The sequence below is a fragment of the Paenibacillus sp. FSL W7-1279 genome (assembly GCF_037969845.1).
In the GTDB taxonomy this organism is placed as follows: domain Bacteria; phylum Bacillota; class Bacilli; order Paenibacillales; family Paenibacillaceae; genus Paenibacillus_AQ.
The window spans coordinates 105,672-129,047 of sequence record NZ_CP150215.1 but is presented as its reverse complement, the minus strand read 5'-3'; the positions used below and the strand labels follow the sequence as shown (position 1 = coordinate 129,047).

The 23,376-nt window shown below is 52.5% G+C and carries 15 protein-coding genes and 1 pseudogene; 5 read left to right on the top strand and 11 right to left on the bottom strand.

All coding sequences use genetic code 11. The annotated features are described in order from the left end of the window. Positions 1–7: 7 nt before the first annotated feature. The 9 genes from MKY82_RS00585 to speE all read right to left on the bottom strand — a co-directional run bounded on the left by MKY82_RS00585 (position 8) and on the right by speE (position 12,823). A complete protein-coding gene (locus MKY82_RS00585; protein ID WP_339295247.1) occupies positions 8–2,281 on the bottom strand; it encodes a helix-turn-helix domain-containing protein in 2,274 nt (757 codons plus the stop codon). 69 nt (positions 2,282–2,350) lie between these two features. Then, on the bottom strand, positions 2,351–4,546 hold the full coding sequence (locus MKY82_RS00580) for a glycoside hydrolase family 88 protein (RefSeq protein ID WP_339295246.1): 2,196 nt from the start codon (positions 4,544–4,546) through the stop codon (positions 2,351–2,353). Next, positions 4,527–5,828 (bottom strand): Gfo/Idh/MocA family oxidoreductase, encoded by a 1,302-nt coding sequence (locus tag MKY82_RS00575; RefSeq protein ID WP_339295245.1) that lies wholly within the window; start codon positions 5,826–5,828, stop codon positions 4,527–4,529. Before MKY82_RS00575 ends, MKY82_RS00580 begins: the two co-directional genes overlap by 20 nt. A 7-nt stretch (positions 5,829–5,835) precedes the next feature. Continuing rightward, the gene (locus tag MKY82_RS00570; RefSeq protein WP_339295244.1) at positions 5,836–7,377 is read right to left on the bottom strand and encodes an extracellular solute-binding protein; all 1,542 of its coding nucleotides are present in this window, start codon (positions 7,375–7,377) and stop codon (positions 5,836–5,838) included. 84 nt (positions 7,378–7,461) lie between these two features. Continuing rightward, positions 7,462–8,331 carry a carbohydrate ABC transporter permease gene (locus MKY82_RS00565; protein WP_009595532.1) on the bottom strand — a complete coding sequence of 290 codons (870 nt, stop codon included), beginning with the start codon at positions 8,329–8,331 and terminating at the stop codon, positions 7,462–7,464. Then, a complete protein-coding gene (locus MKY82_RS00560; RefSeq protein ID WP_194540338.1) occupies positions 8,331–9,296 on the bottom strand; it encodes an ABC transporter permease subunit in 966 nt (321 codons plus the stop codon). Before MKY82_RS00560 ends, MKY82_RS00565 begins: the two co-directional genes overlap by 1 nt. 525 nt (positions 9,297–9,821) lie before the next feature. Beyond that, entirely contained in the window at positions 9,822–10,307 is a 486-nt protein-coding gene (locus tag MKY82_RS00555; protein ID WP_339295243.1) for an SRPBCC family protein, read from the bottom strand. Positions 10,308–11,107: 800 nt separating this feature from the next. Beyond that, a complete protein-coding gene (gene speB, locus MKY82_RS00550) occupies positions 11,108–11,977 on the bottom strand; it encodes an agmatinase (RefSeq protein WP_100541604.1) in 870 nt (289 codons plus the stop codon). An 18-nt stretch (positions 11,978–11,995) separates the two neighbouring features. Next, the gene (gene speE / locus MKY82_RS00545; protein WP_113061663.1) at positions 11,996–12,823 is read right to left on the bottom strand and encodes a polyamine aminopropyltransferase; all 828 of its coding nucleotides are present in this window, start codon (positions 12,821–12,823) and stop codon (positions 11,996–11,998) included. A gap of 332 nt (positions 12,824–13,155) precedes the next feature. On the opposite strand from speE, the gene MKY82_RS00540 reads away from it, so the two are divergent. Continuing rightward, positions 13,156–15,216 carry a PBP1A family penicillin-binding protein gene (locus MKY82_RS00540; RefSeq protein WP_194540335.1) on the top strand — a complete coding sequence of 687 codons (2,061 nt, stop codon included), beginning with the start codon at positions 13,156–13,158 and terminating at the stop codon, positions 15,214–15,216. A gap of 112 nt (positions 15,217–15,328) precedes the next feature. Here the strand turns inward: MKY82_RS00540 and MKY82_RS00535 are convergent, their stop codons facing one another. Continuing rightward, positions 15,329–16,207: a hypothetical protein gene (locus tag MKY82_RS00535; RefSeq protein ID WP_339295242.1), complete on the bottom strand. Its 879-nt coding sequence runs from the start codon at positions 16,205–16,207 to the stop codon at positions 15,329–15,331. A 409-nt stretch (positions 16,208–16,616) separates the two neighbouring features. Here MKY82_RS00535 and MKY82_RS00530 point away from each other — a divergent pair, with 409 nt between their 5' ends. The 3 genes from MKY82_RS00530 to MKY82_RS00520 all read left to right on the top strand — a co-directional run bounded on the left by MKY82_RS00530 (position 16,617) and on the right by MKY82_RS00520 (position 20,611). Beyond that, entirely contained in the window at positions 16,617–17,000 is a 384-nt protein-coding gene (locus tag MKY82_RS00530) for a metalloregulator ArsR/SmtB family transcription factor (RefSeq protein ID WP_194540333.1), read from the top strand. Next, the gene (locus MKY82_RS00525; RefSeq protein WP_339295241.1) at positions 17,001–19,259 is read left to right on the top strand and encodes a heavy metal translocating P-type ATPase; all 2,259 of its coding nucleotides are present in this window, start codon (positions 17,001–17,003) and stop codon (positions 19,257–19,259) included. It begins immediately after the preceding gene. Positions 19,260–19,441: 182 nt separating this feature from the next. Further along, positions 19,442–20,611 carry a copper amine oxidase N-terminal domain-containing protein gene (locus tag MKY82_RS00520; protein ID WP_339295240.1) on the top strand — a complete coding sequence of 390 codons (1,170 nt, stop codon included), beginning with the start codon at positions 19,442–19,444 and terminating at the stop codon, positions 20,609–20,611. Between the two features lie 101 nt (positions 20,612–20,712). On the opposite strand, the gene MKY82_RS00515 is transcribed toward MKY82_RS00520, so the two are convergent. Further along, entirely contained in the window at positions 20,713–21,231 is a 519-nt protein-coding gene (locus tag MKY82_RS00515; RefSeq protein WP_071221123.1) for a YwhD family protein, read from the bottom strand. A 147-nt stretch (positions 21,232–21,378) separates the two neighbouring features. Here MKY82_RS00515 and MKY82_RS00510 point away from each other — a divergent pair. After that, a pseudogene (locus MKY82_RS00510) lies at positions 21,379–23,370 on the top strand (M1 family metallopeptidase). The last annotated feature ends 6 nt before the right edge of the window (positions 23,371–23,376 follow it).

Here is a 23,376-nt window from a genome sequence, read left to right as displayed (position 1 = left end):
CTGCCCTTTATTCAAACAAGGCGTCTATCCGGGTTCTCATCATATCCCGGTATTTGCCCGGGGTGATATCCTTGAATTTGCGGAAGCTGCGAATGAAGCTGTTTTCATGCTGGTAACCGACCATTTGGGCGATATCGGATACTTTGCGGTCGGTTTTGACCAGCAGCTCGCTAGCCCGCTCCATCCGCAGCCGGGTTAAGTAGTTATAGATCGTTTCGTTTGTTTCCTGCTTAAAAAGCTGGCTGGCCAAGCTGCTGCTGATGCCGGTCGATTCCGCAATTTCCGGAATGCCGATCGGATCGCCGAGGTGCTGCTCCATGAATTCGATCATCCGCTGGCACATCAAAAAATCCTTGCTGCCGATTAAACGGCGGTAGCGGTCGGCCAAGGCCGAAATCAGGCCGGAAAGCTCCGCCTCGATATCTTCGATGTACAGCGTGCCCAGCCGACCGGCCGGATCCCCCTCGGAACCATCGCCCTCTGGGCATATCCCTTTAAGACGTTCCAGCAGCGCCTGAAGCAAGGCAAGCGCCTCCGAAGGATACCAGTAATGGCTGCGGATATCGCCAATAATACGCCCAAGCAGCTCTATAGCCCGCTCCCCATCACCGGTCTCCACAGCCGTCATCAATTCCCGTACGCCATCTTCCTGCGGCTGCATATCCGTCACCTCGTGACTGGATACATCCTGAAACGGCACGAGCTGACCATACCCTTTATATAAACGGTAGGTTAACGCATTCTCCGCTTCCAGCATGGCCTGCTTTAACCGGCAAACCTCACTCTGTGGCATGCTCACGCCGGCGGATACACTGAATTTCAGCAAACGGGACACCGTTTCGATCGCCTCGACAAGCGGAGGCCGCGTTTCGCCGCTCCGCGGCTGCAGCAGGATAGCCATCCGGTCCGCCCCAAAATCGGCGCAGGCCACCCTCCATTCGGGCTCATGCAGCTCTGCCATAATATTGGCGAGCGCAAATTTCAGCAGCGAGTGGTCACTGGCCGGAAATCTGCGCGACCACGAATCGTAGCGGTCGATCGACAGCACTGCTACCGTGACGGGTGCATCCGTCCATTCCGCGAAATATCGTCTCCACTTCTCGCGAATTTCGCGTCTGCCGCTCATATGACCCGAGTGAATGTCATACAGAAACTTGGAAGCCGCATCGGATATCGTCTCGCGGATCAACTGAGACAGATGCGCATGATTGCTGAGCAGCTCGCCAGCCAGCTTTTCCAGATCGATGCGATCCGGGCTGGTCGCTTTCCCGTCGTAGGCACTGAACAGCTGCTTAAGCCTGCGCACCGGCCGGAAGGCCGCGGAGTTTACGTATAGAATGGTCAGCAAGCCGAGTGCAAGTGCCGCCACCGATACATACAGCACCGTGTCTCGCACCTTTTTGGACTGGGCAAGCAAGCTGTCCTGGGAGACGATGGATACGTATTTCCATCCGGTCAGCGGCGATTCGATCTGGTTGACCAGCAGCTTCCGCCCCTCATGGAAAAAATCGCCGAAGCGGTCCTCCTTCAGCTCGTGCAGCGCCTGCCTCACGGCTTCCGGTTTGAATTCCGAGTTCGAAACCGAATAAAGAATGTTGTTATGCTGGTCCACGATGTACCGCATGCTGTCGAGCTGCGACAGCGCCGGCGGATTTAGTTTTGCGAATAGTTCCGCATCCCGCAAATTGACCGCTACGACACCTCTTAATCGGCCCTGAATCATGATTTTGCGGAACAGCGTCAGCTCCGACCCTTTATTGCCCGCTCCCTCCGGGACATGCCTTTTTCGGATGATCATCATGTCGTCCCCGAATTCGTCAGCAATACTGGTCCATTCGGAATCCACGAAGGTGAGCCTGCTAGAGCTATACCCCTGCGGAAGCGAAATAAAGCTTCCCCGCTCGACATCGTATACGTATATGCTGTTAATGTATTTCGAATTGCTGATCCAGGTGGATAGCAGTCGGTACAATGTCGATATATTGGCCACCGAGTTCTGATTCTCGCTAGTCAGAAAATCATAGATATAGTCATTCACCGCGACCTGGACCGCAATCTTGTCGCTCTCCCGGATTAAATCGTCAATATATTTCATACTGATCTGCAGCATTTGGTGCTGCGGCTCGCTGAGCTCTTCCTGAAGCACCGATTTAGAGGTGTAATATGAGGTCAGGCTGACGGCCAAAATGATCATAAAAACGGAAACGGTCAAAATGAGCACCAGCCTCGCTTGCGTATGGGCCAGCGTGTATTTTAGCCACTTGCCGATCGATTGGAACATATCAACCCCCGCTTTACTACCAGAATGGTTCCATTATAGCTCACGATCCGCTCCTGCCGTCAGGTAAACTTAAGCGTTTACAATATGGTTTGACCGCATGAATTCAAGAAGCTCGACCCCGGCCAACAGCACGATGCCGATTCCGTGCGTATCATTCAAGTTCCACGATAAGTCGTGCTTGTAATAAGCATGGGAGGTTGACCAGCTGCTGCCCTTGCACACACCGTACACATTTCCCCTGCCGTCGATGGCCCTGCTGGTTAAACCGTCCCACCCCGCAATGGCAGATTGCAAGTACGGATCCGGATTCTCCAGCCAGCCATGGCGTACCCCCCGCGCCAAACCAAAAATAAACATCGCGGTACAGGAGGCTTCCTCATAGGATTCAGGGTCCGTCAGCACTTGGTGCCATAACCCATGCACTCCCTGCAAGCGGAAGTATCCCTCCGCCAGACTGCGATAAAAATGAAGCAGTTCCACATAGTCGGGATGGCCGACCGGAAGCACGGCAAGCAGCTCTGACAGTGAGAAAAACACCCATCCGTTGCCCCTTCCCCATACCGTCCGGGAAGGCTGCCCACGACGTACATCGTATACGTGCGACATTAACTGCAGGTCCGGCATGTACAGGTATGACTTATACAGCAGAAGCTGGCGTGCCGCTTCGTCCAGATAGCGGGAATCTCCGGACAGCTCGGCGTATCGGCATAGGAACGGTACGCTCATGTACATGTCGTCGCACCACATCGTCAGGTGCATGCTTGGGGAAACGCCGACCTCGCGATAAAGTGCCCCGTCCGCAAGACGTGATTGTGTATCCATGATGTACTGGGCGATATCGTCTGCTGCCTTGCGCACTCCTTTCAAGGATCGAATTCGGTCTGCAAGAATGGCTAGCGCGCCAAATGATCCGCAATCGTCCAGACTGTCAATGTCGGACAGCTGGTTGTTCAGCCCCGCCGCACCGAATTCCGTGCGGTCCCACAAGGAATACTCGTAATGGCCTGCGGTAAACTCGACGTGGCGGAGTACATATTCCTGGATGTCCAGGCGATTAAGCAGCCTTCCCGTCTCCAGCAAGCCGTACATTGTGACGCCGAGCGGATAATTCCAGCGGCCAAAAAGCTCATTCTCCAAAAACGGCCTTACGTACGCTCCCGGCTCGCTCCCTGTCCAGAACAGTCTCTCTCCGCCGTCAACAGCGACCGTGTCCAGACCAAAATAGTCGGACAGCTCAAGATCGGCTTCTGCGCGGAACGGACCCAGATAAAGCCACTCGCCGGTCAAGCCGTGCACCCTTCGCGGAGCGATCAGCATCCCTTCAGGCGATGCTTCGCCTATCTCAAACCCCCAGCCCTCTGCACCGCATTCGCAGCGTGCGGTAAGCTCCCCGCGGCCCGGAGGCACATCGATGACGATACTGAACGTGCCTGCCTCGCGGCTGGTGTAAACCTCCCTGCCGTTCCATTCAAACCGGACCGGGCCATAGGAGGTTCCCGACAAGGTCACCTTCTTGGCCGCCAAGGTCCGGTTGACAACGGCAGTCCAGGCGTAAGCGGCATACCCCGGCTTCCGCCCGTACATTCTCCACATCGGGCCGCGATCTGCTTCCCCATCGTGTTTTGCAAGCACGGGCAGCCACTGTGCCCCCGTCCATGATTCGCGTTCCATTGAATCGGGGATGCGGGCAAGCGCCCGGTCCAGCGGCACCGTCACAATCCATCCTTCCTCACCTTCCCGCTCCATGGAAGGAGCCAGAAAGTGAAACGGCTTGTTCTTGCGGTTGCTTGTGCCAAATACCGCTCTGCAGCCGCTTGGGCCCCGGCGGAATTCCAGAACGAAGTGATTCCACCCCTGGGTAAGCTGAATCCCCAGCTTCAGGGGCAATCCGTCCGCTGTCGCTTCTTCCCCTGGCGCCGAACCGAACCGCTTCCGGCCGTTATGGTACAGCCGGACATGCCCCGTCCATTCCATCAGAAAGGGAAAGCTCTGCGGCTGGGCAGCCCACAGCTTCGTCCAGGCGTAGACCACCTGGCCCTCCGTCATTTCGGGGAACATATCCGCGATGGGGAGCTGATAGCAGTGGTCGGCCCGCTTACGGATCGGACTCTTCCGCGTCACCCGGTAAACCGGGGCATGAGGCGGATGGTCACCGACATAACGCTGGGCAATGACCGTAAGCGCATGCTCGATGTTACTGCCCTCTGTTTGGGAAGCCAGGCTTTCAGCCGGGTCAAAATATCCTTTATCGATCAATAGGCTCACTCTCCTTCCACCCGCCCAGAACATCCGCTATCGCCACTGGACGGTGCTCCTTCACGGAACGCCACACGGCTTCCCCCGCCGCCACGGAATAGGCGCCATCCACAGCCCCGGACAAAATCGGGAACGGCCTTTCCCGGTTTTCACCTAGAAACAGGTCATTCAGCAGCAGCGGGTCGCCTCCCCCGTGGCCGCCTTCCCGATGAACGACATGGATGGTTTCCTTGGAGCCGAACAACGGGAAGTAGTCGATCGTCTGGACCGGCGTTGGAAAAGGGGTTCTGGACGGAGCATGGTATTCCATCGTCTCCAGCCGGCCTTTCGTACCGTTGATCGCCAGGCGATACCCTTCATACGGCAGCGAAAAGTTGACGGAATAACTGAGTAGTGCTCCTCCGTCGTACTTGACGGTGGCCGCATACGTATCCTCGATGTCGATCTCATCATCAAAAATACACCGGTCCGGGCGGTAGCCTGTATAAGGAAACTGCGGCCCCCCGCTCTCCAGCAGACCGAGATGATCATCCGGCACATGACTTGCGTTCCAGCGCGAGTAATAGGCGCAGCGGCTGGCTGAGAGGCAGGTTCCGCAATGACGACCGGCTTCTTTGCCCGGATTAAGCTCCCCTTCGGCGCCGTAATAATGGAGGGCCCCGTAGGCGAAGGCCTCAACTGGCTTTTGCCCGATCCACCAGTTCACGAGGTCGAAATGATGCGTGCTTTTGTGGATGGAGAGACCTCCTGACATTTCGCGCCGGCGGTTCCACCGTTTGAAATAGCTGGAGCCATGATATGTGTCCAAATACCAGTTGAGATCGACGGATGTAATCCGACCGAGCTTACCTTCCCATACCATCTCTTTGATTTTGGTGTGAATCGGGGCGTAGCGGTAATTAAACGTGACCGTCACCGAGCCTTTGCTCACCCGCTCCGCATCCAGCACACGCCGGGCGTCCTCACCCGTCGTGACCATCGGTTTTTCCGTGATGACATCCACATCTCTTTCCAGGGCGGCAACAATATAACGCGCATGCGTATCGTCGCGCCCCGCCACGATGACCACATCCGGCTTAGTCTCGTCGATCATCTTCCCGAATTCCTCTTCACCGTAAGTTGCAACGGCGGTATGCTCGGGGAAGCGGGAGCGATACAGTTCGAAGCGGGCAGGATCACAGTCCAGCATGGCCACCAGGTCGCAGCGCCGGGCATGGGTCGTCAGAATCGGCTTGGCGAACATCCCGAGTGCACGACCGCTTACACCGCATATGGCATATTTCTTTTTCACTGTATGATCACATCCTTGAGTACCATTCCTCTACCCTCTTCGTTACTTCGTCTCCCCCTGCCTTATGCCAGCGGTCGACGAATTCATCGAACTTCTCCAGGGGCCATTCGCCGATGACAATCTTGGTTACATACTCCTGAAACAGCTTATGCGATTGAATATCCGGGAAGCCTTCATACACGGTGCTCGGAAGTCCGTCCCCCGCGATCCGCTTCGCGTCCGCGGTACTCACCTCGAATATATCCTTCACCATCTGCTGCATGTCTACCGGGATCGTCTCCTGAATCCGTATGTCCATGTCCTCCTCTGTCGTCAGGTTGCGCATGCCGAGCGCCAACGGACGGCTATCCTCGGCTGGAAGCAGCACTTTTTTGCCGTCGACAACTTCATGCTGCTGTCCTTCGATGCCAAAGCGGATAAATTCGTCATTCGACCGATCATAGAAGAAATCAAGCAGCTTCAAGGCTGCGGGGGCTTTATCCTGGGCCTTTGCCGGAATGATCCACTCCGGTTCGCCCATGCTCTTCTGCGTGACAAAGCCCTCATACCCTTCGGCCTCTGGAAGCGGCATGCCAACGATATAAGCATCCGGTGCTTTTTGCTGCATGGCTGTAAACCGGTCGCGCAGGTTGGCGGGAAGATGGTACCAGCTGCCAACCAAATTGTTATTGATCTTCGCCGTCCATACATCGCCTTTGTTCAGAAACGTCTCATTGTCAAGCAGCTTCTCGTCATATAGCTCACGGGCAAATGCAATGGCTGCCTTCATATTGTCCGTTACGCCGGCATATTGGATTTTACCGTCGTAGATGTCCCATTCCGGATTCCCCTCCCACATCGCGACACCGAACATGGCAAACAAATGATCCATCCATTTGCCGAATTCCCGGCCTGTTGTGGGCAATTCGTCCTTCAGGCCGTTGCCGTTCGGGTCTTTGTCAAGAAAGGCTTGCAGCACCTCCTTGTATTCCTCTGTTGTCTTCGGCATGGACATGCCTACCTTGTCAAGCCAATCCTGACGGATGAGCGGTGCTCTTTCCGGAACCAGGAACACTTTAGGCACATAATAGATTTTGCCGTCCGGTGAAGCGGATCGAACGACATCCCATGCCTCCTGCGGGATATTCTTCCAGACATTCGGGGCATACTGGGGCAGCAAATCGTCCAGCGCCAGCGCACCTCCTTGGCGGATCAGGGTCTGCTCGATCCCGCCGATCGGGCGAAGAATATCCGGCAAGTCGTCGGATGCAATCATCAGATTGAGATATTCAGTCGGCTCCGAGCCCGGCGGGGTCGTTACCAGCTGATATTCCACGCCGGTCCGTTCTGCCACATATTGGACATGCGGATTATCTGCACCCGGAATCGTGCCGACACCCATGTGGCTTTTGAACACCTTTACCTGTGTAAATTCTTGATTTCCCTCCCCACTCTGGCCCGATTGCGATTCGCCGTCGCCCTTGCCGCCGCAGCCAAACAGCATGACTGCCGCAAGTGTCGCCGTGAGCGCCGGTTTCCATGCCCCTTTTTGGAAAAACCATTTCGACATGAGTAAATCCTCCCCTTTTTCGGATTGGTAGTTATATCAAACCAGCCATTAAGGCCGATTTCATATCGCATGCCTCGCTTTGCTTTATTCCTTTAACGAACCCAGCATGGACCCTTTGACAAAGTATTTTTGCAGATACGGGTATACCAGAATGATCGGAATGGTAGCAAACAGGATTGTTGCCGCTTTCAATGTTGTTGTGTTGAAATCGTAATCCCCAAGAAACAGATTGACCGCAGCCAGCTCCTCGGGAGACTGGAGGTATGCTCTCAGCTTCATTTGAAGCGGCCATTTCTCCGGATCCCTTATAAACAGCACGGCACGGGAGAAGGTGTTCCAATATCCGACCGCGTAAAACAGACTGACCGTCGCCATGACCGGTTTGGACAAAGGCAAATACATGCGGAACAATATGCCGAACTCGCTGCATCCGTCGATTCGAGCCGAATCATCCAGCTCACTGGGAATGCCCATGAAAAAGGTCCGGATAATGATCATGTTGAACGTGCCAACCAGGCCGGGAATAATGAGCGCCCACAGGGAGTTCATCATGCCAAGCTCGCGAACGGTCAAAAAAAACGGAATCATCGGCGCATTGAAAATCATCGTTAACACAATGCCGAACATGACCTGTTTGCGGATCAGAAATTCCCGTCTTGAGAGCGGGTATGCCGTCATGACCGAAAACAGCATGCTGAGCAGTGTCCCGGCGATCGTAATATATACGGTAATCCCAAAAGATGTCCACAAGCCTTTATTTTTTAATACATGCTCCCAAGATGCGGTTGTAAACTCCACAGGCAGCAGGAATACTTCCTTCGAATCGGCAGCTACCGGGGAGCTGAGCGATACGGCAAGCAGTTGAAGAAGCGGGAACAGCATCGTCACCGCAGCAGCGAACAGAAACACATAATTCAGCGTCTGAAACATTTTTTCTCCGAATGTCGCTTTCATCACCACAACCCCTGATCCGTTTTTCTGGCCAATCGGTTAAAAATCCACAGCAGTATAAACCCAATGACAGACTGGAACAGCCCGATGGCCGTCGTCATGCTGTATTGCCCCTGAAGCACACCCGCACGATAGACGTACGTCTCGATGATATCCCCGACCGAGTACGTCATCGGTGTCAATAAATTGTAAATCTGATCGAAGCCGAGCTCCAGGAAGTTACCGATTTGCAGCAGGAACAGCACCAGAATCGTCGGAAACATGGTCGGCAGCGTAATATAGATCGTTTGTTTCCACCGGCTTGCTCCATCCATGACGGCCGCTTCATATAAATTCGGATTGATGCCGGCGATGGCAGCCAAATATATAATCGTGCCCCAGCCAACTTCCTTCCAGATCGAGGACAGGACGACAATCCCTCGGAAATACCGCTCCTCCTGCATGAACAGAATGGGTTCATAGCCGAACCAGTCCCGCACCGCATTCACAACTCCTTGGTTGGACAACAGCTCGAAAACGATCCCGCCGACAACGACCCATGATAAAAAGTGCGGGAGATAGAACATGCTTTGCACAACCCGCTTCGCCAGCATGATGCGGATTTCATTGAACAGCAGAGCCAGCACGATCGGGGCCGGAAAACCAAAAACAAGCTGATAGAAAGCGATCACTGCCGTATTGCGCAGCACGTTGTAGAAGTCCTGATAGGAAAAAATAAACCCAAAGTTGTCCAGGCCCACCCACGGACTACCAAGGATGCCTTTGAAAATCTGATAGTCCTGAAATGCGATGACACTGCCCGCCAGCGGGACATATTTAAACACAATATAATAGAGAATTCCGGGAATGATCATGAGATAAAGCATCCAATGTTTGCGGATGTTGGCTATGTACCGGTTGCGGGATGTCCCTGGGTGCCGGGCGGTTATCAAATCCTCGCGCTTTATTTCGGGTGACTGAGCTGCCATCGTATTCGCACCTCCTTTTCGTCGATATGGTCGATGTAACGCCAATATTAACGGCTTCCGGTATATCGGCACAATCGTTCAATCCGACACGCAATGAGCAGATCGCCGATTCTTCCCACAACTACGCGTACCGTGTACCCGTGAACGGACTTGAAGTCGAACTTGAAATTAAGGAGGGAGCAAGCAAACGGAGGGAGGGTAAAAAGGATTTGTTGATGGGATGGAGGATGGGTTTGGTTTCACCGGAAAGAAAAAAACCAGCTACCTGCAGCAATAGTGAAGGTGGATGGTTCTTCATTAAGATGTTGTTATGAAAAACATATAAATTAATGTTAAGACGACCATGACCGCAAGTAAGCTATAGATGAATTTCCTCATGCTGCTCTCTCCTGTTTCCAATATCATTATCATTTAGTCTAACATTCAGGGCTCAAACGTGGCCCTGATAAAATCCACAAAACGATTTGTTCATGAAAATGCCTCATCACAAATCGTTTGTTTCGTTATACAGCTTAGCCGACTGTCTTATTGTCCCTCCGTAGATTCGGCGAGATTCTCGAGGGTGGACCTCAAGCCTTCATCGTGATCTTCCTTCCGTACGCCTTCGGGCACATTCTCACACACGATCGTGACTTGGGTGCCTTCCGCAAGCGGCTCCAATGCCCATGTCATCTTCATAAACCCCGCATAATTGGGATCCTCAGACTCAAATTCGACCAGCTGCACAACCTTCTCATCGTGAACAAACTCCAGAAACTTTCCTTCAATGACGTCCGTATTGTCCGAAGACTTACCGGGTGCCGCGTGATCGGTATCGTTATAGGTGAGGATCATTCGATAAGTCCCGCCCTCGCGGGCATCAAACGTGTCGACATGGCCTGTCATCCCTTTTGGCGGAAGCCACGAAGCCAGCGTCTCCGGATTCAAGAATGCCTGATAAATCGTAGACGGCGACGCCATAATAACTCTTGATGCGGTGTCGGTTCTCTTCTTGCTCGAAGCATTCGTCATGATGTAACCCTCCTTAATAAATCTGAATCTATCTTAAGTTTACATCATAGAATCGCCGAGGATTTCTTCTCAATTGCTCAGGCAAGCCGACCCCGATAGCCAAAGGCTTAGGTAGGGGAGGCTTGCTTTTTCTTCAACAGCCGAGGGGCAGTGCCAACCCGGCTCATACTCCCGGCCCCCGAGCATGCCCGTCAGGGCAGCTCACACGAGGTGGCCTCCAACAAGTGCGAAAAAGCAAGCCGACCCCGATAGCCGAAGGCTTAGGTAGGGGAAGCTTGCTTTTTCTACCACAGCCGAGGGGCAGTGCCAACCCGGCTCATACTCCCGGCCCCCGAGCATGCCCATCAGGGCAGCTCACGCGAGGTGGCCTCCAACAAGTGCAAAAAAGCAAGCCGACCCCGATAGCCAAAGGCTTAGGTAGGGGAGGCTTGCTTTTTCTACCACAGCCGAGGGGCAGTGCCAACCCGGCTCATACTCCCGACCACCGAGCATGCCCGTCAGGGCAGCTCACGCGAGGTGGCCTCCAACAAGTGCGAAAAAGCAAGCCGACCCCGATAGCCAAAGGCTTAGGTAGGGGAGGCTTGCTTTTTCTACCACAGCCGAGGGGCGATTAGCCTCGGCTAATATATGGGCGCACAAGAGGCCACGAGGACGTCCCCGCAGGGGAGACCGAGCGGTGGCCGGGCACAAGCACCAGCCCCGCTCATATCCTCATACCCACTCCGAACACCGAAGTTGCGGGTGTCCAGAGGGCAGCGCCCTTGGGGCCCTCCCTGGCAGGGAGGGTTTGGGTGGGTGGACTATTTCACGAATCCCAGCAGCATCTCACGAATCAGCTTCGCAGCCACGATCTGGGTCTGCTCGGTTGGATCGTAGATCGGCGCCACTTCCACGAGATCGCAGCCGACCACATTCACATCGGAGCCAGCAATGAGATGCACGGCTTCCAGCAGCTCTTTCGACGTAATGCCGCCCGCTTCTGCGGTACCGGTGCCCGGTGCGGCAGATGGATCAAGCACATCGATGTCGATGGTCACGTAGACCGGACGGTTACCCATGGAAGGCAAGGCTTCTTTAAGAGGCGCTGCCACTTCGAACGGATAGAAGTTAATGTTCTCCCGTCCATATTGGAACTCCTCGCGGGAGCCGGAACGGATACCAAACTGATAAATGTTCTTTCCGCCCATAATACCCGCCGCCTTACGGACTGGCGTGGAGTGGGACAACGGCTCTCCCTCATAATGCTCACGCAGGTCAGCATGGGCATCGATATGGATCAGTATAAGATCCGGATACTTTTCATACACCTTCTGAATGATCGGCCAGGATACGAGGTGTTCGCCGCCAAGTCCGATCGGGAATTTCCCGTCATCCAGCAGTTTGCCTACATAATCGCCAATCACTTCGAGACTGCGGCCGGCATTGCCGAAAGGCAGCATCAGGTCGCCTGCATCGAAATACGTCATGTCTTCAATGCTTTTATCCAAGTACGGACTGTACTCCTCCAAGCCTACGGAAGCCTGGCGAATACGGGCCGGGCCAAAACGGGAGCCGGGACGGTAACTAACCGTGAAATCCATCGGCATACCGTAAATGACGGCCTTGGACCCTTCATAATCCTCGGAGCTCAGAATAAACACGTTGCCGGAGTAACCTTGATCCAGTTTCATCAGTTTATACGCTCCTCCTTATTTCACCAGGTCTTCAACGAATTTCGGCAGCACGAATGCGGCTTTATGCAGGCGAGGCGAATAATATTTCGTATCCATCTCATCAATGGTGGACTCGTCCACTTCAAGCGGGTCATACGTTTTGCTGCCCAATGTAAAGGTCCACAGACCGCTCGGGTAGGTTGGAATGTTCGCTCCATACACACGTACGATCGGGAAGATTTCCTTCACGTCTTTGTTGACCTGCTGAATCAGGTCCGCTTTAAACCATGGGTTGTCCGTTTGCGCCACGAAAATACCGTCTTCCTTGAGCGCTTCGTAGATCCCTTGGTAGAATCCGCGCTCAAACAACGGAGCAGCCGGGCCCACAGGCTCGGTGGAGTCTACCATAATGACGTCGTATTCGTTCTTATGCTCAATAATGTGCATATATCCATCGTTAACCAGCACTTCGACCTTCGGATCATCCAGCTTGCCGGCGATCTCAGGCAAGTACTGCTTCGAATATTCAATGACTTTTCCATCAATTTCAACGAGTACTGCTTTCTCTACGCCCGGATGCTTGATCACTTCGCGAATGACGCCACCGTCTCCTCCGCCGACAACAAGAACCTTCTTCGGATTTGGATGCGTGTTCAGCGCGGGGTGAGCGACCATCTCATGATAGACGAATTCATCCTTAATTGTAGTCATAACCATACCGTCCAAAACGAGCATGCGCCCGAATTCCTCAGTATCGATCATATCCAGTTGTTGAAACTCCGTCTTCTCATGTACAAAAGTCTCCCGGATTTTAGCCGTGATGCCAAAAGTCGGGGTTTGCTTCTCTGTGTACCATAATTCCATCGTCACTACCTTCTTTCCGCTAGAATAATGTTCAGCCGTCCAGATCCAAGCCGTAAAACTTTATTCGGGGCAGATGCCTTTAGCTTACAGTTTCACACTTTTTCTATTGTACCAAACAAATTAGATTATATTAAATCAAGCCCAAATTGCAACCAAAAGTTCCAGATCGCACGGACAGAAGCAAAATCCGCATGGATTCCCATGAATATCCTGCCCGCTCCAGCCCCATAATATATAGAAAAAGAAGGAAGCCAAGGGGAATTTCAACACATCTCCATCCTTGGCAGCTTAAAGTAATCAACTTTACAAAAAGGACTGGAAGGAGAACCATCATGCCGGGACAAAAAAAATCACCCAAGCGCAAACGTCGTTTCGTCCGGCTTGCTACATTTCTGTTCGTACTTCTTGGCATTTCCATCATCGCCGGCGGCATTCTGCTCGCCTATTTATTTATAACGCCACTGCCCGTTGCGGAAACATCCCGCTACTCTCGTCTGCTCGACAGCCAAGGAGATTTAATCGCCACCTTCTCCACCACGGGGCATACCTCCGAGCAAGTGAGCTTAACCGATATATCTCCTCACCTGATCCAGGCTACCTTGGCAGTGGAGGACCGGAAGTTCTATGATCATCCGGGATTTGATATGAAGGGCATGGCCCGAGCCGTGCTGGTCAACCTGCAGCATATGGATCGCAAACAGGGGGCAAGCACGTTAACCCAGCAGCTTGCACGAAACCTCTACCTATCTCATGAAAAAACGTGGACACGGAAGCTCAAGGAGGCCAAATTCACCGTCCAGCTTGAGATGAAATATACGAAAGATGAAATACTTGAGATGTACCTCAACGAAATATATTACGGACATGGTGCTTACGGCATCGAGTCGGCGTCCCTGCTCTACTTCGGCAAGTCGGCAAAAAACCTGACGTTGGCCGAAAGCGCGATGCTGGCCGGCATTCCAAAGGGTCCGACCTATTACTCGCCCTATAACCATATCGACAACGCGCTCAAAAGACAGCAAATTATCTTGAATGCCATGGCGGAGACTGGATTCATTACCGAGGCAGAAGCCGATAAAGCCGCCTCAGCCAAACTCGCCCTGCTTCCTCAGGACCGACAGGAGAATAAAGTGATTGCCTCCTATTTCCGGGACTACGTCCGGAGTCTCGTCACCAAACAGCTGAACATTACGGATCAGCAGCTCGAACAGGGTGGTCTGAACATCTATACGACCCTGGACCCGCGGGCCCAGAAGGCAGCCGAAGAGGCTGTATCTGCGGGCATGGACAGCAAGAGCGAGCTGGAAACGGCGCTAGTATCCATCGACCCGCGTAACGGGCACATTAAAGCCATGGTGGGCGGTAAGAACTACCGGGAGAATCAGTACAACCACGCGTTAGCCAAAACAAGGCAGCCCGGGTCGTCATTTAAGCCGATCATGTACTTAACGGCCATTGCATCCAAGGAAATGACAAGCACCAGCGTGTTCAACAGCCAGCCCACCCTGTTTCATTACGATAACAACCGCAAGACGTATCAGCCCAGCAACTTCGGCGATAAATATTTAGGCGAAATTCCCATGAGGGAAGCTATCGCCGCTTCGGATAATATTTATGCCGTGAACACCATCATGAAGATCGGCCCGGAAAAAGTAGCCGACATGGCAAAAAAGATGGGGATCACAAGTCCGCTGGAGCCTGTTCCTTCCCTGGCCCTCGGCACCTCGCCCGTCAGCCCGCTGGAGATGGCCTCGGCTTACGCCGTCATGGCTAACAGCGGCAAACGGGTCTCCCCTGTCGCGGTGCTGAGCATCACCGACGCTGCCGGCCGCAGCTTGTATTCAGCGCCGGAAGACGCAGGTGAACAAGTGGTTGAGCCTTCCGCTGCTTACGTGATGACGCGCATGATGGAGGGTGTATTCGAGACTGGCGGCACGGGCAACCGCGTCTCTACCCTAATGAAACGACCGGTGGCCGGAAAGACAGGCACCACCGATACCGACGCTTGGCTTGTCGGCTATACGCCGGAGCTGTCGACGGCGGTATGGGTGGGTTATGACAAAGGACGGGAGATTAGTAAAGTGGACGGTCGGCGGGCAGCTCCGATCTTTGCGCAGTATACGGAGAAGGCTTTGGAGAACGTACCGCCTAAGATTTTTCCGATCCCGGACGAAGTCGTCAGCGCATATGTGGATCCCAAGACCGGCAAGCTCGCCGGCGCCGGCTGTCCGGACAAAGTTCTGGAGGTCTTCGTCAAGGGAACGGAGCCTACGGAATATTGCGACGAGCATGAAGGCGGGGAGCCGGCCAAGAAGGCCAACCCTGCGGATGCGGCCGAGAAACAGGAAGAGCGTTCCTGGTGGAAGGATTTCAAACGATGGTGGGTCGAGTAACTCGGATCGAAGCCGTCACATCAAAAAAACAGCAAGCTCCTTTTACGGGATATTCCCGCACAAGGACCTGCTGTTTTTCTTTTTTTCACGATATGTTATGTAGATGACTTCATTATAAAACGGTTATATATTCGATCATGGAACTACCCAGAATCACGATCACGAGCATCAGTGCAACGTAGACCAGGAGGATCGCATACAGCGGATCCAGGCCGCCAACCATTCTTTTTTTGTAGCTGGTCATGACGAATAACGGGACGGTCATCACGGTGCTGATGAACGACAGAAGGATGATAACCTTCGAGATATCGCCATTCAGGAACAGGAACAGAAAGCTGACCCCATACAACACGAGGAACAAGGGCAGCAAAGCGCCGAATCTTGCCATCACTTCTTTTAGCTTCGCAGCCGGGTTGAAGGACAGCTTGACCGCAGCGAAGGTAAAGACGTTCAGCAAGAATAGGAAAATCGCAGTCCAAACGGTTGGTTTTAGGACAAGATCTGCAAATGCCCCCTCAGGCAGCCCTTGCAGCTCATGATGAAGCGCTGCATACAGTGCGAGTGGAAAAAGAACAACATAGAGCAGCATGGACACGATCGCGTTGAAAAACTGGCTGCTTTCCGTTCCGGCAGCTGCGCCAAAGGGATTTCTTAATCCCTTCAAAAAATAATCCCCATAGAGCTGTCCGTACAATTTTAAGCTGGTCCAATAAGGATTGGGTTCCTCTTCTTCTTCAGAATGCTGCCGGCCTGCCGCTCGGAACGGAATATCCGGCGGGGTATATACCGGCAGAACGGATTCGGTCTGGCGTACATGAGGTAACTCCCCTGTACTGCCGGCATTTCGCCTAGTGACACTGTATGCCTCCGACGTTGCTGCTTGCTCTTTCATGGCGGCAAATACGGGCGAATCCTCGATAATCAGCCTTGCCCCGCATTTCTTGCAATACTTCCCATCTCCCGTTTCATATCGACATATTGGACAAGTCATACTCTGGCCCCCCTGTTCATACACATCCGCAAATCGAAGGATAGGTATTAGATAATGTACACATTCGAGTCGAAACGTTTGGCCCGTGCAAGGATGCTATGTAACATGAGGCGCTCTGGGCCCAGGTATTCTTTCTATGAGAATTTACATCTTTTTGCTAATAGTATAAGTTGACGTGTTATGAAATGGAAGGATTTTCTGAGGGACGATACTGCGCCTAACCCTGGAATTGGTTAATACTATATGACTTGTTGATTCAATCTCATTCTGTGAAATGCTTGTGAACAATCAAATATTCGTTTGAATATCGAGTGTAAATCGGGTATATTATGACTAACAATCAAATCAACGTTTGAATATATATAGAGTAAAGAGCACTTATTGCTCCTATTCCAAGGAGGTTATTCTTATGAATGTACGGACGATGAACGAAGAAGTCGCCCTCGAGCTGTGTGAAACGGAATGTCCTTCAACTGAAAGAATTGCTTCCTTAAAAGAAACGATCTCCGATGAGGATATGATCGGCATGGCGGAAATCTTCAAGGCTTTGGCCGACCCGACGCGCGTCAAGGTAGCTTATATGCTGGACCGCGGCGGCGAGTTATGTGTTTGCGATGTAGCTGAGGTTCTCGGAAGCTCAACGGCAACGGCCTCCCATCATCTGCGGACGCTGAAGAACAAAGAAATCGCCAAATCGCGCAAGGCCGGAAAGAATGTATACTACTCGCTCAAAGATGACCACATCCGGACATTGCTTCACATGACGCTGGAGCACCAAAAGGAGAAGATGTAGATGAGTAAGGACAACCATCAACATTCCCAATCCTCTCCGGAGACAAGCGGCGAACTTATTGAATACCGGGTACAAGGGCTCTCCTGCCCTAACTGTACACGTGAAATGCAGGAGGAGATTCAGAAGCTGGATCATGGGAACAATGCCCGACTGAGTTACAACAGCGGGAAGCTGACCCTCTCTCCCCATGTCAATCTAAGCCGAGTAGAAACCATTCTGAAAAGTGACGGTGCGCGCATCGTTTATGCTCCGCAGACAGCCTTATCGGCCGCCAGTGCTGAAGTGCAGCCTATCCATTCATCGCATGCTCACGGATCGGCACAAGGACATGATCACGAACATGGCCATGATCATGCTCATGAACATAGTCATGGCGGCATAGGGAGTATGAAGTGGCTGCTGTCCATCTCCGCTGTTTTCTATCTCTTCACCTTTCTATTGGAAGGAAAAGTCGCCGAACCGGTTGTGATCGCATTATATGCAGGCGCTATGATTTTGAGCGGATATACGACATTTTTGCGCGGACTGCGTAATCTGACCCGCTTTAAATTCAATATGGATACCCTGATGACCGTTGCGCTCGTGGGTGCCGTCATCATCGGGGAGTGGAGAGAAGCCACATTGGTTGCCATTCTGTTTGGTCTTAACGAGCTGCTGGAAGGCTACGGCATGAATCGGGCCCGGCAATCGATGGAAGCGCTGCTGGCCGCAGCGCCCAAAGAAGCGGAACTATGGAAAGACGGTCAAACCCAGCGCGTGCCGATCGAGAGTCTCACTCCCGGGGACGTTGTCCGGGTGAGACCCGGGGAGAAGATCCCTTCCGATGGAGCCATAGCCCAAGGAACCGGGGCGGTGAACGAAGCCGCCATTACCGGGGAATCGGTACCTGTTACGAAACGGGAGGGCGATGCTGTGTTTGGCGGCAGCGTCAGCACCGACGGTGTGCTCTATATCGCCATATCGAAGGCCTATGAGGATTCCTCCCTGGCCAAGATCATGCATCTTGTACAGGAGGCACAGGACAGCAAGACACCGACAGAGCTCTTCATCGATAAATTTGCTAAGTACTATACTCCCGCTATTATGATCATCGCACTGGCGGTTACGCTGATTCCTCCGCTGCTGCTGAATCAGCCCTGGATGACCTGGATCTATCAGGGGCTGTCCATCCTCATTGTCGGATGCCCTTGTTCGCTTGTGCTTTCCTCTCCGATTGCATTGGTCAGCGGGATGACCCGCGCAGCACGCAACGGTATTCTGATCAAAGGCGGGGTCCACCTGGAGCAGCTTGGCCGGCTGGAAGCCATCGCTTTTGACAAGACGGGAACCTTGACCAAAGGCGAGCCTGCCGTCTATGCAGAGACGGTATATGATGAAACCAAATTTTATGCCGTTGTAGGCGCACTGGAGCAATCGTCACTCCATCCGTTGGCTAAAGCCGTCATGAAACATCTGGAGATCAAGAATCCGCAGTGCATGTTCAATGAACCTCAACAGATAACGGTACTGCCAGGCGAAGGCATTCGGGCTGAAGTTGGAGGGAAATTGTTCTGGGTCGGAAGCGAGGAAGTGCTGAAGCATGTGAACGGCCAGCAAGATCATATCCGTGCCGTGGAGGATGACATTCGGCGCATGAAGGCCCAAGGTTATACGATTGTTGCTGCTGTAAGCGAGGATCGCGTATTAGGCCAGTTCGGCCTTGCCGACGAGATCAGACCGGAGACGGCAACCGTCGTCCGCAAGCTTCACGAGGCCGGTATCACGGATACGGTCATGCTGACAGGCGACCATGAGCAGTCCGCACAGGCCATCGCGAAACAATCCGGTGTAGCTCGGGTATTCGCAAGCCTCCTGCCGGAACAGAAGGTTGCCAAAATCAAGGAGCTTTCTTCCCGCAAAAAAACCGGCATGGTTGGCGATGGTATTAACGACGCCCCTGCATTGGCCGCTGCCGATCTGGGTATCGCGATGGGAAAAGGGACTGACAGTGCCATAGAAACCGCCGACGTTGTATTGATGCAGGATCACCTTGGCAAGCTGCCGGGGGCCATCAAAACCGCAAGACGGGTCAATCAGATTATCAAGTGGAATATCGGGCTTTCCTTGTCGCTGAAGGCCATTGCTTTGCTGCTAACGATCCCGGGTTGGCTGACCCTGTGGATTGCAATCATATCGGATATGGGCGCCACCATTATCGTTACCTTGCTTGGTCTCACCATCCTGCTTGGCAAGGATCAGGAGCTGAAATCAGGATATTAATATAACCGGAGCTTCGCCCCTTCAGGGCAGCTCCGGTTTTTTAGTTCGTCATTTGGCCACTAGCTCTGATCTTACGCCATAAGCATATATCAATTTTTACATGATTTTGCGATAGGGTGAAACATTTCCCATTATTTAGTCGTTTATATAGGCGGGAGTGTAAAACATAAGGAGGAACTGATATGAAATCCGTGCAACTCATCAAATTAGCAGGTACCGCATCCATAGCCATGTCTTTATTGCTTACGTCCTCATCGCTCATAACGATTCCTGCCCATGCGGCAGCAGCCTCCACATCACAGAGCAAGGCAAACTGGAGCACGCTGGACGTGAAACATAAACCTTATACGAATAAAGGCGTCGTATTCATTCCGTTGAAGGAAGTTTCCGAACAACTGCAGCTGCAGTTGACGATCCCGGGAAAAAAAGAGCTGTATATTAACAGCCCGACACAGTCTGTTCGCATTATCATCGGACAGTCGCGCGCAGTCAATGCCAAGGGGACCCCTCTCAAGCTTGAGGCGGCTCCGGTCGTGAAGAAAGGCGTGACTTATGTTCCAGCCAGTCTGATTACCAAAGCTTTCGGCATCCCTCTGAAATATGACAGCAAATCCGGGCTTAGAACGACCTTTGATGCTTGGTCAAAATATGCCTATGCTTCCAAGGCCAATATGCTGTTCTGGGTAAATCGCGAGAATGGTATGCTCTCGATGGGTAAAGCCGGATCCACGCCAGCCCAAGTTGGTATAATCCCGGTTGAGGAGATCGATCAAGTCAGCTTAAGCGCACATCGCATCAATAGCAATACCTACGTGGTCGACTTGTCCAATTATTACGGTGAACCTCATATTCATGAGGGAAGATACCGGGTGCTCATACAGGACAAGAAAATCCTGAAGCTATCCAAAACCAATCATTCCAATTTTGCCGGGATCAACTACCATCCGGACCAACTCAGCTACAAAGGCAATATTGCCATGATGAACGGCAGTACGCTTGAGCTGGTTCATCCGATGGGCAAAACGGTCAAAACTTATGACCTGGCCGCGCTCACGGGAGTAAAGGATAGTTTTATCGTAGAAGCGATTGAACAGGACTTCCTGCTCGTCCGACCATACACGAAGGCGACCCTGTATATCGTCCATCCGACTGGCAAGACAGCCGAGCTTATCTATCCTGAGCTTCTGGACGAGGAAACCATCAAGGTCATAGAGGAAATGCCGCCGAATGAGGTGGGCTTCATTGGTGACGGCCTTACGTATCTCGGATATGCCGGCGGCAAGCTGACGTTCCAATACAACAATCCGTTTCTCGATCAAAAAGAAAAGCTGACCTACCCCCTTCCATTCTAATCGATATGCAAATAAGTAGAAGACCGGCCGGATTCATTTACGAATCCAACCGGTCTTCTTCATGTTCGTCCTTTTTGGAAAGGCTTCTTTAATTTATTGTATCATTCCGCTGTCTGAAGTGCTTCCCTGAATTCCTCTGGCGATGCATTCCACCATTCCTCGTTACGCGAAATCAGCAGCTCGCGCAGTGCCTTCTTCTCGACGTCGCCAAGACCATCCAGAATGATCTTGCGCTTCATCGCCGCATCCATTTTATTCACATGATCGGCGAGGATCTTCCAGCCGCGACGGGCCTCCTGGTCGATCCACATTTCACAGGCGGTCATGCCTGCATAATGCTGTCCTTCCGCCGTACGATCTACAGCCACCCACACGATCCATACCTGTCGTCCATTGGGCACTTCATCCCGGTTCATGCTGAAACGGATACCCTTCTCCACCTTACTCTTGGCATGCATGGCCCCAATATCCACTCGGGCCTCGCCATTATCGATAATGACGGGTGACAGACTGTTCAGATCGATGGAGCCTGATCCAAACCCTTTATGCTTACTCTTGCTATTAATAATATTCAAAGCAATCGGTTTCTTCGCACCCTGCTTCTGCTCTTCATTCTCCACTGCTGCCGACCTCCTATATCAGAGCCGATGCTTACGTATCAGCTGCTAAATTGATAACCATGTCCCAATAATTTTATTTTAACTAATAATCCCCCAAAAGCAAACATATACATGCACTAGATGCTTGTCAACGGGAGGTTGTTCGATATGGTCCCACCACGTGCCAAAGTCTTTCTATCATCCCTGCTTGCCCTAGGTTTGCTTGCAGGATCGATGCCGATATTTCTGAATCCAGGGTCCTCAGCGTCTGCTCTTGCCCCAAATGCGGGCAAGCCCTCCGCCTCTGCCGTGGAGAAGGCCCCGCTCTCACCGCCTAAGGTGCAGCCTAATATTCCCGCTCCGGCCTTAAGCGACCGGCTGGTGGAATATCATATGGATGTTCGGTACGAGCCTGAGGAGAACAAGCTTAAGGGCAAACAGACACTCACTTGGACTCATCCAGGCAAAAAAAGCGTAAACGAGCTGTACTTTCATCTGTATCCCAATGCTTTTGCTTCCAATGACACGACTTTTATGAAGGAATCGGGCGGCAGGCTTCGTTCCGATCCCATGCCAGATGACGGATACGGCTCCATGACCATTACCAGCGTGAAAACAACCGAAGGACTGGCCCTGACCCATCGCCTTCAATTTGTTCAACCTGACGACGGCAACATCAAGGATCACAGCCTTGCCAAGCTAAGGTTGCCTAAACCCATCAAGAGCGGGGAGAGTGTTACCATTCATTTGGAGTTCGAGGTCGAGCTTCCCAAAATATTTGCCCGCATGGGAACCACCGAGAATTTTATCATGGCTGGCCAATGGTTTCCGAAAATTTCGGTCTATGAACCGGCCGGTCTTCGCGGAAGAGCAGAGGAAGGCTGGAATCTTCATCAATACCACGGCAACTCCGAATTCTATTCCAACTTCGGCATTTACAGCGTTCGCATTCGAGTGCCCGAAAATTACATTGTCGCCGCGACCGGATTCCCTACCAAGCCTGCCCAAAAATCAAACGGGGAAAAAATTTATCAGTTTTACGCGGATGACGTACATGATTTTGCCTGGTCGGCATCGCCAAACTTTGTCACGGCAGAAGAAGCATTCTCCGCACCAGGCGTACCTGGCGTCCGCATCAAGCTGTATCTCGATCCAGCCCATAAAGACTTATAGGAGCGTTACTTTGATGCCGCCAAGTCGGCACTCGCTTCGTTTGGAAAATGGTACGGAACCTATCCGTACTCCACGTTGTCCATCGTCGTTCCGCCTGAATCGGGCAACGGTGCAGGCGGCATGGAATACCCGACGCTGGTCACAGCCTTCGGTGCCAAGAACGATTCGCCGGGATATGAACTGGAGCGGACCGTTATTCATGAGATCGCCCATCAATATTTTTACGGAATGATTGCAAGTAACGAATTTGAGGAAGCGTGGCTGGACGAGGCCTTTGCAACCTATGCAGAAGAACGAGTGATGGAAAAAGAATACGGTATTACCTCCAATACGGCGGCTCAGGGAGCATCCATTACTTCCCCTGCACCGCTGAAGATGGAATCCTGGAAATACAGCTCTCACGAAAACTACGCACTGAATGTATATACGAGGGGCAAGCTGGTGCTGCAAGGCATCGAACGGCAGGTCGGTCCACAGATGATGGGCAAGATTATGCATACCTATGCCCAGAAATACCGGTTCAAGCATCCAACCACATCTGACTTTCAGAAAGTCGTCGAGCAAGTAAGCAAAACGTCCTGGCAGTCGTATTTTGACCAATATGTATATGGAAGCCAGATGGCGGATGTCGCCATCGACGTGATCAAAACCAAAAATAAAGGCACGGCTGAAAATCCTCGGTATGAGTCCACGGTCCAGATTACGAGCAAGGACGGGGATATCACCGATGTGCCGATCGTGTTCGCCTTTGAGGACGGCAAAACGGTGGAACGAACCTGGAGCGGCAAAGACGGCAAAGTGGCTTACACCCTGGAATACAGCTCTCCGCTCGCCTGGGCCATGGTTGATCCGAAGTACTCCATCGTCCTGGAGAATAAACACATTAATAACTATATGAAGGCAGGAATGGATCCGACGGTGGTTACACGCTGGAATCTCAGTATTACCAAGCTTGTGGAGACGCTGTTCGGCAGCCTGTCATGGTGAGGGGGG